This window comes from Thauera sp. (assembly GCF_035444905.1).
Lineage (GTDB): Bacteria > Pseudomonadota > Gammaproteobacteria > Burkholderiales > Rhodocyclaceae > Thauera.
Window position 1 is genome coordinate 14,821 of record NZ_DAOMPS010000053.1, and the last position, 12,824, is coordinate 27,644.

The 12,824-nt window shown below is 66.8% G+C and carries 13 protein-coding genes; all 13 read left to right on the forward strand.

The window, feature by feature from the left end:
• Positions 1 to 172 precede the first annotated feature (172 nt).
• Genes PLC66_RS18295 through PLC66_RS18355 form a run of 13 tightly spaced genes read left to right on the forward strand, consistent with a single transcriptional unit; the run spans position 173 to position 12,488 of the window.
• Positions 173 to 2,200, forward strand: coding sequence for a conjugal transfer protein TraG (locus PLC66_RS18295; RefSeq protein WP_503012237.1), 2,028 nt, complete (start codon positions 173 to 175; stop codon positions 2,198 to 2,200).
• The gene (locus tag PLC66_RS18300; protein ID WP_034112282.1) at positions 2,197 to 2,661 is read left to right on the forward strand and encodes a CopG family transcriptional regulator; all 465 of its coding nucleotides are present in this window, start codon (positions 2,197 to 2,199) and stop codon (positions 2,659 to 2,661) included. Before PLC66_RS18295 ends, PLC66_RS18300 begins: the two co-directional genes overlap by 4 nt.
• Entirely contained in the window at positions 2,658 to 3,710 is a 1,053-nt protein-coding gene (gene trbB, locus PLC66_RS18305) for a P-type conjugative transfer ATPase TrbB (protein ID WP_324543141.1), read from the forward strand. The genes PLC66_RS18300 and trbB overlap by 4 nt, the downstream gene beginning before the upstream one ends.
• 5 nt (positions 3,711 to 3,715) lie before the next feature.
• Positions 3,716 to 4,099: a TrbC/VirB2 family type IV secretion system protein gene (locus PLC66_RS18310; protein WP_456305518.1), complete on the forward strand. Its 384-nt coding sequence runs from the start codon at positions 3,716 to 3,718 to the stop codon at positions 4,097 to 4,099.
• The gene (locus tag PLC66_RS18315) at positions 4,096 to 4,368 is read left to right on the forward strand and encodes a VirB3 family type IV secretion system protein (RefSeq protein ID WP_324543144.1); all 273 of its coding nucleotides are present in this window, start codon (positions 4,096 to 4,098) and stop codon (positions 4,366 to 4,368) included. Before PLC66_RS18310 ends, PLC66_RS18315 begins: the two co-directional genes overlap by 4 nt.
• A 12-nt stretch (positions 4,369 to 4,380) precedes the next feature.
• The gene (gene trbE / locus PLC66_RS18320) at positions 4,381 to 6,846 is read left to right on the forward strand and encodes a conjugal transfer protein TrbE (RefSeq protein ID WP_324543146.1); all 2,466 of its coding nucleotides are present in this window, start codon (positions 4,381 to 4,383) and stop codon (positions 6,844 to 6,846) included.
• Positions 6,843 to 7,598 carry a P-type conjugative transfer protein TrbJ gene (gene trbJ, locus PLC66_RS18325; RefSeq protein WP_019726306.1) on the forward strand — a complete coding sequence of 252 codons (756 nt, stop codon included), beginning with the start codon at positions 6,843 to 6,845 and terminating at the stop codon, positions 7,596 to 7,598. The genes trbE and trbJ overlap by 4 nt, the downstream gene beginning before the upstream one ends.
• A gap of 11 nt (positions 7,599 to 7,609) precedes the next feature.
• Positions 7,610 to 7,909, forward strand: a complete 300-nt coding sequence (locus PLC66_RS18330) for a hypothetical protein (protein WP_019726307.1) — start codon at positions 7,610 to 7,612, stop codon at positions 7,907 to 7,909.
• On the forward strand, positions 7,906 to 9,255 hold the full coding sequence (gene trbL / locus PLC66_RS18335; protein ID WP_019726308.1) for a P-type conjugative transfer protein TrbL: 1,350 nt from the start codon (positions 7,906 to 7,908) through the stop codon (positions 9,253 to 9,255). The genes PLC66_RS18330 and trbL overlap by 4 nt, the downstream gene beginning before the upstream one ends.
• A gap of 11 nt (positions 9,256 to 9,266) precedes the next feature.
• A complete protein-coding gene (gene trbF / locus PLC66_RS18340; protein ID WP_324543170.1) occupies positions 9,267 to 9,971 on the forward strand; it encodes a conjugal transfer protein TrbF in 705 nt (234 codons plus the stop codon).
• Positions 9,968 to 10,960: a P-type conjugative transfer protein TrbG gene (gene trbG, locus PLC66_RS18345; RefSeq protein ID WP_013519645.1), complete on the forward strand. Its 993-nt coding sequence runs from the start codon at positions 9,968 to 9,970 to the stop codon at positions 10,958 to 10,960. Before trbF ends, trbG begins: the two co-directional genes overlap by 4 nt.
• A gap of 2 nt (positions 10,961 to 10,962) precedes the next feature.
• Entirely contained in the window at positions 10,963 to 12,246 is a 1,284-nt protein-coding gene (locus PLC66_RS18350; protein WP_019726311.1) for a TraB/TrbI/VirB10 family type IV secretion system protein, read from the forward strand.
• A complete protein-coding gene (locus PLC66_RS18355) occupies positions 12,243 to 12,488 on the forward strand; it encodes a DUF2274 domain-containing protein (RefSeq protein ID WP_019726312.1) in 246 nt (81 codons plus the stop codon). The genes PLC66_RS18350 and PLC66_RS18355 overlap by 4 nt, the downstream gene beginning before the upstream one ends.
• Positions 12,489 to 12,824 lie beyond the last annotated feature (336 nt).

A 12,824-nucleotide genomic window follows, 5' to 3' on the forward strand; every position in this document is an offset into this window, starting at 1 on the left:
AGAATTCGCGCCGTTACCTCATCACGCCGCAACGCGCTCGCGTTCGCGGCGTTTTTATTGTCTTCGCCCTTGCAAGAAATCTGGCCTTTTCAGCCTGAATTGCCGCCAGAACGGCCTTTGACCGACCTGCGCACGCGCCTTGATCCTCAGTGCTGCGGCACCTCCGTGTGCCGTGATTGGAGACAAGGTCATGCAAGGGACGAACGTGCTGTTCGGTCAGATTGCCGTCGTATTCGGCATCGTGATCGCCGGCGTGTGGGCAGCCACACAATGGACGGCAGCAGCCCTTGGCTATCAAGTACGCCTTGGCTCGCCCTGGTTCGACTTCCTGGGCACGCCGGTCTATCACCCGTGGCGGCTGTTCGAGTGGTGGTTCTTCTTCGACGCCTACGCACCGCGTGTCTTCGACATTGGCGGCGCGATTGCCGGCGGCAGCGGCCTTGTCGCCGTGCTGGTTGCCATCGGCATGTCGATCTGGCGCTCGCGCCAATCACGCCTCGTCACCACCTACGGCTCGGCCCGCTGGGCGAACGCGGAGGACATTCGCAAGGCGGGTCTAACGCAGCCAGCCGGCGTGTTCCTCGGCCAGCATAACCGGCAGTACCTGCGCCATGAAGGCCCAGAACACGTCTTGACCTTTGCGCCCACGCGCAGCGGCAAAGGCGTTGGCCTGGTGGTGCCGACACTGCTTTCCTGGCCCGCGTCCGCCGTCATCCACGACATCAAGGGCGAGAACTGGCAGATCACCGCCGGCTGGCGCTCGCGCTTCTCGCATTGCCTGCTGTTCAACCCCACGGATGCGAAGTCGGCGGCCTACAACCCGCTGCTGGAGGTGCGGCGCGGCGCGCATGAAGTGCGCGACGTGCAGAACATCGCGGACATTCTGGTCGATCCCGAAGGCGCGCTGGAGCGGCGCAACCATTGGGAGAAGACTTCGCACGCGCTGCTGGTCGGGGCCATCCTGCATGTGCTCTACGCGGGCGAGGACAAGACGCTGCGCGGCGTCGCCAACTTCCTCTCCGATCCGGCCAGCCCATTCGAGCTGACCTTGCACCGGATGATGACCACGCCCCATCTGGGCGATGGCCCGCATCCGGTGGTTGCCTCTGCGGCGCGCGAAGTGCTCAACAAGTCGGACAACGAGCGCTCGGGCGTCTTGTCCACGGCCATGTCGTTCCTCGGCCTGTACCGCGACCCGACGGTGGCCGAAGTCACCTCGCGCTGCGACTGGCGCATCGCCGATCTCATTTCCGTCGAGCACCCCGTATCGCTGTACCTCGTGGTGCCGCCTTCGGACATTTCGCGCACCAAACCGCTCATCCGCCTGATCCTCAACCAGATCGGCCGGCGGCTCACCGAATCACTCGACGGCAGCGATGGCATCGAGCGCCGCCACAAGTTGCTGCTGATGCTCGACGAATTCCCGGCCTTGGGCCGGCTCGACTTCTTCGAGACGGCACTGGCCTTCATGGCGGGCTACGGCATCCGCAGTTTTCTCATCGCGCAGTCGCTCAACCAGATCGACAAGGCGTATGGGCAGAACCATTCGATTCTGGACAACTGCCATGTGCGCGTGACGTTCGCCACCAACGACGAACGCACCGCCAAGCGCATTTCCGAAACGCTTGGCACCGCTACCGAGCTACGCGCGCAGCGCAACTACGCTGGTCATCGGCTCGCGCCGTGGCTGGGCCACCTGATGGTGTCGCGGCAGGAGACGGCCCGCCCGCTGCTGACGCCGGGCGAAGTCATGCAGCTTCCGCCCGACGAGGCCGTGGTGATGGTCTCCAGCGTCGCGCCGATCAAGGCCAAGAAGCTGCGCTACTACGCAGACAGCAATTTCAAGCGGCGCGTGCTGTCACCGCCTGTGCTCGCTGCCGGGCGCTATGCCGATGTTCCTCCGGTACGCCCCGACGACTGGAGCGGACTGGCGATTCCGCCGACGCCTGCCGCACCGGCTACGTCATCCGCCGATGGCCTGGAACACCTGGGCACGGCCGACGACGGCTGCCCGCGCCGCCAGCCAGAGCTAACTGAGGCCGTCGCCTACGACCCCGAGAGCGCCGCGCCCGCGGCCGACCTCGGCCTGCTCGATGACGACGACGACCTGCCGCTTCCCCTTCCGCGCCAGCTTGATCCGGCCATGCAGCGCACGGCCCGGCTGGCATCCCTCGACCCCAACGACGGAATCGAGCTATGAGCCACTACCGCCTGAACCTCTTTATCCAGCCCGAGCACGCCCAGCGGCTCGATGAACTGGCCGCCAAGAAAGGCGTGTCCAAGTCCAGCATCGTCGCTGCCGCCTTAGCGTCTTGGCTGTCGCCGGACGCGGCCGACCAGCGCGAAGCGGCCATCGCCAAGCGGCTGGATCGGCTGTCGCGCCAAGCCGAGCGCATGGAGCGTGACCAGAACATCGCCATCGAGACGCTGGCGCTGTTCATCCGCTACTACCTCACGGTCAGCACGCCGGTTCCCGAGGCCCACCAAGACGCGGCCCGCGCCCAGGGCAAGGCGCGCTTCGAGCAGTTCGTCGAACAGCTCGGCCGCCACCTGCTGCGCGGGCGCAGCCTCGTGCGTGACGTGGTGGAGGAACTGCATCCCGACCCGATGCGAATGGGGGGCACGGCGGCAGCCGCCCAGGCCCAGGAGCGTGCGTCATGAGCACCACTCCCCAATCCATGACCACTGCGGCGCTTGACCGACGTATCCAGATGCTGCGCACGGCAATGGGGCCGCTGATCGCCGCCGCGCTCGAAGACCCGGACGTGGTGGAAATCATGCTCAACCCGGATCGCACCCTCTGGGTGGATCGCCTGTCCTCGGGTCGCGCCCCGATGGGCGTGGAGATGCCCGAAGCCGATGGCGAGCGAATCATCCGCCTCGTCGCGGCCCATGTCGGTGCGGAAGTGCATCGCGGCCAGCCGCTGCTATCGGCCGAGTTGCCCGAAACCGGCGAACGCTTCGAGGGCATCTTGCCGCCCGCTGCACCGGGGCCGGCCTTCGCGCTGCGCAAGCGCGCCATCGGCGTCATTCCGCTGGAGCGGTACGTCGTGGAGGGAATGATGACGGCCGCACAGGCGGGCTTTCTGGTTCGCGCTGTGCGCGAGCGCAAGAACATCCTGATCGCCGGGGCCACCAGCAGCGGCAAGACGACCCTTGCCAATGCTCTGCTCGCCGAGATAGCCGCCACGGGCGACCGCGTGCTGGTGCTCGAAGACACGGTGGAACTGCAATGCGCGGCCCGCGACCACGTACCGCTGCGCACCCGCGCTGGCGTGGTGTCCATGACCGAGCTGGTGCGCTCATCCATGCGCCTGCGCCCGGATCGCGTGGTCGTTGGCGAGGTGCGCGGCGCCGAGGCGCTGGATCTCATCAAGGTATGGGGCACGGGCCACCCCGGCGGCATCGCCACGATCCACGCCGGCTCCGCACTGGGCGCGCTGCTGCGCCTGGAGCAACTGATTCTCGAAGTGGCGGTGAACCCGCCGCGTGCGCTGATCGCCGAGGCGGTCAACGTGGTGATCCACATCGCCGGGCGCGGGCGCAAGCGCCGCATCGAGAGCATCGCCCGCGTCGTCGGCTTCGACGGCGTGGGCTACCAACTGGCGGACGCGCTGGAAACGCCGTTCCCCGAGCTGCCGCCACTTCCCGATGCCGCACCCGCTGCGGCGACTTCCCCATCCCCTGACTCACTTGGAGAACTGCCATGACGCAGATGATCGTTCCTGCTTTCCGTTTTTCTGCAAATCCGGCTTTGCGCCTGCCCACACGGTCGCGGCTGCACAGCCTGGGTCGCCCTGCGGCGCAAGGGCTGCTGCTGTCCGCGCTGCTGCTGTTTCTGGCCGGCACCGCGCAGGCCGCCGGCTCCTCGATGCCCTGGGAAGGCCCGTTGCAGTCGATTTTGGAGTCGATTCAAGGGCCGGTGGCGCGCATCGTCGCGGTCATCATCATCATCGCGACGGGCCTGGCGCTCGCCTTTGGCGACACGTCGGGCGGTTTTCGCAAGCTGATCCAGATCGTGTTCGGCTTGAGCATCGCCTTCGCGGCTTCGAGCTTCTTCCTGTCCTTCTTCAGCTTCTCCGGCGGAGCTGTCGTATGAGCGGGTCTGACACCTTCGCGGCCGGGTTCGAGGTGCCGCTGCATCGCTCGCTGACCGAGCCGATCTTGATGGGCGGTGCACCGCGCACCGTGGCGATTGCCAACGGCACGCTGGCCGCCGCCGTCGGGCTGGGCCTGCAACTGTGGATTCCGGGCGTGGTGCTCTGGATCGTCGGCCATTCGCTGGCGGTGTGGGGCGCGCGCGTCGATCCGCAGTTCATGGCCGTGTTCGCCCGGCACATCAAGCACCGCCCGCTGCTGGACGTGTGAGGGGACGCCGCCATGCTGAACCTTGCCGAATACCGCCAGCGGCCCGCGCTGCTGGCCGACTGGCTGCCCTGGGCCGGGCTGATCGCGCCGGGCGTCGTCTTGAACAAGGACGGCAGTTTCCAGCGCACGGCGCGGTTTCGCGGGCCTGACCTCGACAGCGCCACGCAAGGCGAGCTGATCGCCACGTCGGCCCGCTTGAACAACGCGCTGCGCCGGATGGGCTCGGGCTGGGCGCTGTTCATCGAGGCCGAGCGCCGCGCTGCGGCCGACTACCCACATTCCGACTTTCCCGAACCGTTGTCTTGGCTAGTGGACGAGGAACGCCGGGCAGCGTTCGAGGAATCGGGCAACCATTTCGAGAGCGGCTACCACCTGACGCTGGTGTACCTGCCGCCCGAGGAATCCCGCGCCCGCGCGGCGGGCATGTTGTACGAGAACCGTCCCACCGAAGGCGTGGACTGGCGCGAGCGACTGACCGCCTTCATCGCGGAAACAGATCGCGTCTTTGACCTGCTTGATGGCGTGATGCCGGAGATTGCCTGGCTGGACGACAGCCAGACGCTGACCTACCTGCACGCGGCTATCTCGACGCGGCGCTACCGTGTGGGCGTACCTGAAGTGCCGTTTCACCTCGATGCGCTGCTGGCCGATGCCCCGCTGGTCGGCGGCCTCGCGCCGATGCTGGGCGACCAGCACCTGCGTATTGCGACAGTGCGGGGCTTCCCGACCTCGACCTGGCCGGGGATTCTGGACGACCTCAACCGCCTGGGCTTTGCCTACCGCTGGAGTACGCGCTTTCTCTGCCTCGACAAAGCCGAAGCGGAAAAAGAGCTGTCGCGCCTGCGCCGCCAGTGGTTCGCCAAGCGCAAGAACGTCATCGCGCTGCTGCGCGAAACGATCTTCCAGCAGGAAAGCCCGCTGGTGGACACGGATGCCAGCAACAAGGCCGCCGACGCGAACGCCGCCTTGCAGGAGCTGGGCAGCGATCAAGTGGCCTTCGGCTACCTCACCGCCACGGTAACGGTGCTCGATGCCGATCCCGCCGTGGCAGATGAAAAGCTGCGCATGGTGGAGCGCGTCATCCAGGGGCGCGGCTTCGTCACCATCCCCGAAACGCTCAACGCCGTGGATGCGTGGCTGTCCTCGATTCCGGGGCATGCCTACGCGAACGTGCGCCAGCCCATCGTCTCGACGCTGAATTTGGCGCACCTGATGCCGGTGTCCGCCGTGTGGGCCGGGCCGGAGAAGAACGAACACCTCGACGGCCCGCCGTTGATCGTCACGCGCACCGAAGGCGCGACACCGTTCCGGCTGGTGACGCACATCGGCGACGTGGGCCACACGCTGGTGGCCGGCCCGACCGGCATGGGCAAGTCGGTCTTGCTCGCCACCCTGGCGATGCAGTTCCGCCGCTATCGCGGCTCGCGCATCTTCGCGTTCGACATGGGGCGCTCGATGCGCGCCACGATCCTGGGCCTCGGCGGCGAGCACTACGACCTCGGGCTGGATGGCGAGATCGCTTTCCAGCCCTTGGCGCGCATCGACCGCGATGGCTACCGAACCTGGGCCGCCGAATGGATCGAGGGCCGCTTGCTGCACGAAGGTGTCGCCGTCGGCCCCGAAGAAAAGGCGGCGGTCTGGTCGGCACTTGGCAGCCTTGCCGGTGCGCCGGTGGAACAGCGCACCATGACCGGCCTGTCGGTGCTGCTGCAATCGAACGCGCTGCGCCAGGCGCTCGCGCCCTATGTGCTGGGCGGTGCCCACGGCAAGCTGCTGGACGCCGACCGCGACCGACTGGGCATGGCCGACGTGCAAGGCTTCGAGATGGAAGAGCTAATGCACAGCAAGGCTGCGGTGCAGGCGGTGCTGCGCTATCTGTTCGCCCGCTTCGATGAGCGCTTCGACGGGGCGCCGACGCTGCTGATCCTCGATGAGGCGTGGCTGTTCCTCGACGAGCCCGCGTTTGCCGCGCGCATTCGCCAGTGGCTCAAGACGCTGCGCAAGAAGAACGTCAGCGTCATCTTCTCCACGCAGTCGCTCGCGGACATCAAGGATTCGAGCATCGCGCCGGCCATCATTGAGAGCTGCGCCAGCCGCATCTTCCTGGCCAATCCGCAGGCGACAGAACCGCAGATTCGCACGATCTACGAAGGCTTCGGCCTCAACAGCCGGCAGATCGAGATCGTCGCCACCGCGCAGCCCAAGCGCGACTACTACTACCAATCCCGTCTCGGCAATCGCCTGTTCGACCTTGACCTGGGGCCGGCGGTGCTGGCCTTCGCGGGCGCTTCCACGCCGCAAGACCAGCGCGACATCGACGCGGTGCTCACCGTGGCTTCCACCGCTTCTTCCACGTTCGCAGCCGCATGGCTGCGCCACCGCAGCCTCGATTGGGCGGCCGAGCTGCTGCGTGACTTCCCCGGCACGCCGCCGGGCGCCGCCTTTGTTCCCACCCATCCGCAGGAGAACCACCCATGAAAACCCATGCTCCCAAGCTCGCCGCGTTGACCGCCGCCTGCGTGCTCGCCTTCGGCATCGCGCAGCCCGCGCACGCGCTGTTCGGCGTCGGCGACATCGTGCTCGACCCGACCAATCTGGTGCAGAACACGCTCACCGCCGTTCGCACGCTGGAGCAGATCAACAACCAGATCCGCCAGCTCCAGAACGAAGCGCAGATGCTCATCAACCAGGCGCGCAACCTGGCCAGCCTGCCGTCCAGCGTGGTGGGCCAGTTGCGCGCGAACCTGGCGACCACCCAGCGCCTCATCGCGCAGGCCAAAGGCCTGGCCTACGACGTGACGAACATCGACCGCGAGTTTTCGCGCCTGTACCCCGAGAAGTACGCCGCCACGGTGAGCGGCAATCAGATGTACCTCGATGCGCAGGAGCGTTGGAAGAACACGCTCAACGGCCTGCAAACCACCATGCAGATGCAGGCCCAGGCGTCGCAGAACCTGAGCGACGACGAAAGCGTGCTGGCCGACCTCGTGGGCAAGAGCCAGTCGGCGGAGGGCGCGTTGCAGGCGATGCAGGCCATGAACCAGTTGCTCGCCCTGCAGGCCAAGCAGTCGATCCAGACGCAGCGGCTCCAGATCACGCAAGACCGGGCCGCCTCGCTGGAGCTGGCGAGGCAGGCCGCGGCCACGGAGCGCGGGCGCGAGGTGACGCGCCGCTTCCTGGGCGAAGGCACGCCGTACACGCCGCAGCCCGTCCATTTCTACAACCGCTGACGGGGACGGCCATGAAGAACGCGCCCGTCCTGTTCGCTCTCACGTCCCTGTTGGCCGGCTGCGACCGGCCGCCCGCGGTGGATGCACTGGCCGCTGACCCGTCCCGGCTGCACACGCTGCGCGCGCAATGCCGTGCGGGCGAGCACGGCGGCGCGTTCTGCGCGCAGGTGGCGCAAGCCGACCTGCGCCGCTTTCTCTCCGGCAAGGCCGGCCCCGGCGAGTACCAGACGCCCGCCGACCTGCCGCCGATTCCGCCCAGCTTCGATGAGCCCGCCGATGGCAACGGGCCAGGGCAGGAGGACTCGCCATGAACGACGTGACCATCATCGACCGTTTTCTCGATACGTTCTCGCGCTACATCGACTCGGGCTTTGGCCTGCTGCATGGCGAGGTGGCCTTTCTCACTGCCACGCTGATCGTCATCGACATGACCATCGCCGGGCTCTTCTGGGCGATGGGACATGCCACCGGCCAGGGCGAGGACGTGATCGCCAAGCTGATCCGCAAGGTGCTGTACGTCGGCGCCTTCGCCTACATCATCGGCAACTTCAACTGGCTGGCCGGCATCGTGTTCCGTTCGTTCGCGGGCCTGGGCCTGACCGCCAGCGGCTCGACCCTGAGCATGGAGAACTTCCTGCAACCGGGCAGGCTGGCCAAGGTCGGCATCGACGCCGGGGCGCCGATCCTCAAGCAGATCGGCGACATGGCGGGATTTCCTGAGGTGTTCGTGAACATCACGCCCATCGTCGTGATGTTCCTCGCCTGGCTGATCGTCCTGCTGTGCTTCTTCGTGCTGGCGATCCAGCTTTTCATCACGCTGATCGAGTTCAAGCTGACCACGCTCGCGGGCTTCGTGCTGGTGCCGTTCGCGCTGTGGAACAAGACCGCGTTCCTGGCAGAAAAGGTGCTGGGCAACGTGGTGTCCTCGGGCATCAAGGTGCTGGTGCTGGCCGTCATCGTGGGCATTGGCTCGGGCCTGTTCGCCGAGTTCCAGGTGCAGCCGGCCGAGCCATCCATCGACCATTCGGTCGTTGTCATGCTGGCCTCGCTGACCCTGCTGGCGCTGGGCATCTTCGGGCCAGGCATTGCGGCCGGGCTGGTGTCGGGTGGCCCGCAGCTCGGCGCGGGCGCGATGGCCGGTGCCGCGCTGGGCGCGGCCGGCGCTGCGGTTGCCGTGGGTGCAGCGGCCACGGGCGTCGGCGGTGCTGTCGCAGCCGGCGCGCGCATGGCTCCGGCTGCGGCCAAGCTGGCCGGCAGCGGTGCACGTGCCGCCGTCGGGGCCGCCAGCAGCGCGAAGTCGGCGTTTCAGGCCGGCTCCGCGTCCGCTGGCGGTGGCTTCAAAGGCGCAGCCGCCGGCGTGGGCAATGTCGCCAAGACCGGCGCGCAGGCCGCCGGGCAGAAGGTGGCCGATGGCGCGCGCTCGATGAAGGAGCGTGTCGCCGCTGCCTTCCGGCCGGATGACGCCCCTGCATCCAGTGGCCCGCAGAGCGCAGCCGATTCGGCAGCGCCTACCGCTGCCGAACAGCCCGCCTGGGCCAAGCGCCTGCATCGCAGGCAGCAACTGACCCATGCCGCGACGACTGCCGCCCACACGCTGCGCGGTGGCGATGGCGGCAGCTCCAGCCAAGGCCCCAGCCTGCGCGATTCCGACTCATAAGGAGATAGACCATGCGATTCAAAAGACCCCAGGTGCGCTACGCCGACACGTCGCAGCCCGCCACGCCGTACCAAGCCGCAGGCCAGGTCTGGGACGAGCGCATCGGCTCGCCGCGCGTGCAGGCGAAGAACTGGCGCCTGATGGCCTTCGGCTGCCTCGCTCTCGCATTGCTGATGGCCGGTGGCCTGGTCTGGCGCTCGGCGCAGTCCATCGTGACGCCCTATGTGATCGAGGTCGATCAGGCTGGGCAGGTGCGTACCGTGGGCGAAGCCGCCACGCCGTACCGGCCCAGCGATGCGCAGATCGCCTACCACCTGGGCCGCTTCATCGGCCTGGTGCGCTCGCTGTCCATCGACCCCATCGTGGTGCGGCAGAACTGGCTCGATGCCTACGACTACACGACCGACAAGGGCGCCGTCGTGCTCAACGAGTACGCCCGTGTGAACGATCCGTTCGCGCGCATCGGCAAGGAGTCGGTGACGGTGCAGATCAGCAGCGTGACCCGTGCCAGCGACACCTCGTTCAACGTGCGCTGGACGGAGACGCGCTTTGTGAACGGTGCGCTGGATCGCACCGAACGTTGGAATGCCGTGGTTTCCATCGTGCAGCAGACGCCGCGCACCGAGCAGCGCCTGCGCAAGAACCCCCTGGGCATCTACGTCAATGGGCTGTCATGGAGCCGCGAACTGGAAGGAAACGAAGGAGCAAAACCATGAATGATCTTTTCCGTAAATCCGCCTTGCCGGTGATGCTTCTGGCTTCGACCGTGTTGTTTTCTGGCTGCGCCACGCAGGGCAAGCCGCCGCCGTCCATTTCGCTCGATGAGCCGGTGCAGGCCCAGCCGCTGCCGGAGCCGCCTGCGCCTGTCGAAGTGGTGGCCGTGCCGCAGGTGCTGCCGATGCCGGCGCAGATGAAACCTGTGCCGGATGCCAAGCCCACGCCGGAACCCGCCGATGAAACCGTGCGCGTGTCCCGCGCCAACGCCGAAGCGCGCATTGCGCCGACGCGCGAGGGCTACGTCAACGCGATTCAGGTGTGGCCCTTCACGGACGGCGCGCTGTATCAGGTCTATGCGGCCGTGGGCCGCGTGACCGTGATCGCGCTCCAGCCCGGTGAAGAACTGGTGACGGTGGCCGCTGGCGATACCGTGCGCTGGATCGTCGGCGACACGTCCAGCGGCAGCGGCGATGCGCTGCGCGTCAATGTGATGGTCAAGCCGATTCGCTCGGGGTTGAAGACGAATCTGGTCATCACCACCAGCCGGCGCACCTACCTGCTGGAACTGACATCGACAGAGAAGACGTGGATGGCGTCGGTGTCCTGGGAGTATCCGAAGGACAAGATGCTGGCCTTGCAGCGCCAGGCGCAGGCGGCCAGCGCCGCCGCGCCGGTCGATGCCGGCCTGTCGCTGGAGAAGATCCGTTTCCGCTACGCGGTCAGCGGCAGCAATCCACCCTGGAAGCCGCTGCGCGCCTTCGACGACGGCGAGAAGGTCTACATCCAGTTTCCGCCGGGCATCGCCCAGGGCGAGCTGCCGCCGCTGTTCGTGATCGGTGTGCAGGGCGACGGGCAACTGGTGAACTACCGCTTCCGTGCGCCGTACTACATCGTCGATCGCCTGTTCGGCGCCGCCGAGTTGCGTCTGGGCGGGGACAAGGGCGACGTGGTGCGGATCGAGCGCACGGATGGCACGCGGAGGAACTGACCATGAGCCAGGACGACATTCCCGACCATGCCGCGCCGCAGACCGGCAAGGTGGCGCCCGAGGCAATGGCGCTGCGCGCGCAGCCGCGTCCGGTGACTCGGTTGAATCGGCGCACGCTAGCCATCCTCACCGGCGGCCTGTCGGTCGCCGTGCTTGGGGCCACGATCTGGTCGTTGCAGCCGCATCGGCGCGGCGCGGGCGAGCAAACCGAGCTGTACAACGTGGATCGCGTCTCGAAGTCCGAAGGGCTGGACGGCCTGCCTTCCGACTATTCCAAGCTGCCGGCGAAGGTGCCGGAGCTGGGGCCACCGCTGCCGGGCGACCTCGGCCCGGCCATCGTGAAGTCACAGCAGCCGGTGACACCGGCCTATGCGCCGCCAGGCCACGACCCGGAGGATGCTCGGCGCAAGGAAGCCGATGCCGCTGCGGCCTCGACGGTGTTCTTCCGCTCGGGCAATCCAGGCAAGACCGCTGCACCGGCGACTGCGCAAGCCGCTGCGGCGGGCCCGGCATCGGCCTTGGCGGGCTTTGATCCGCTCGCCGCCGGGCCGGCCTCGACGGCGGCACAAACTCAACAATCCGCGTCCGACCCGACCGCCGTGCAGAACCGACAAGACCAGAAAGAGGCTTTCCTGAAAGGCGCTTCTACGGAAACCCGCAATTCCGGCCAACTGACCCTGCCGGCTTCGCCGTACCAGGTCATGGCCGGAACGGTGATCGCTGGCGCGCTGGTGACGGGTATCAAGTCCGACCTGCCGGGCGACGTGATCGGCACGGTGACGGAGCCTGTCTACGACTCGGCCACGGGTAAGTTCCTGCTGATCCCGCAGGGTTCGCGCCTCATGGGCAAGTACAACAGCCAGGTGAGCTACGGGCAGAGCCGCGTGCAGGTGGTGTGGAACCGCATCATCCTGCCGGACACGTCTTCGCTGACGCTCGACAACCTGGCGGGTACCGACCCGGCCGGCTATGCCGGCCTGGAGGATGGGGTCGATTGGCATTGGGATCGCGTTTTTGCCGGCGCGGCTCTGACCACGCTGCTGGGCGTGGGCGCCGAGCTGGCCGCGCCGCAGAACCGGCAGGACGGCAACCGCGTCATCATCGCCGGACAGGGCAGTTTGCAGGACAGCGTGAACCAGGTAGGCCAGGAGATGACCCGGCGCAACATGAACATCCAGCCGACGTTGACCGAGCGGCCGGGCCTGCCGGTTCGCATCATCGTGAACCGCGATCTCGTGCTTCGGCCGTACCAACCGTTGTTCTTCAACCGGGGAGCGATGCGATGAGCACGACCAAGAAGCTGCGGCTGGGGCCGCTGCCGAAGACCGAGAGTGTCAAGCTGACCTTCGCATGTCCCGCTGGCTTGAAGACAGACCTTGACCGCTATGCCGCGCTACATGCGCAGACCTACGGCGAAACGGTCGATGCGGCGACGCTGATCCCGCACATGCTGGAGGCATTCATGGCGGGGGATCGTGGATTCAGGAAAGGAACGACCGCCAAGGTCGTTCCGCAGAAACAGACCTGACGACCTTGCCGCCACTTCAACGACAAAGCGCAGCCTGAGGCTGCGCTTTGTCGTTCCGGGGGCAGTTGGGCTACTATAGAGAAAGGAGAAAGGCAAGTCGGCCTGCTGTTGGGAAACGTCCCCCGATGCAACGCGCTCCGGCTTTCTTCCTCATCGCTCTTATGTGGCACCTAGCCCACAACGCAGCAGTCAATCCAAACTGCCCGAAACAGAGCTAACCTCGCGTCCCATATAGAGTTTCAAGCCCTGGGCGATTTGCGCTCAGGGCTTGACACGAGCAGTTTTTTAGCCGCTAAAATTTTGGACTTCATGGTCGTACTCCGTCGATGAAAAGAA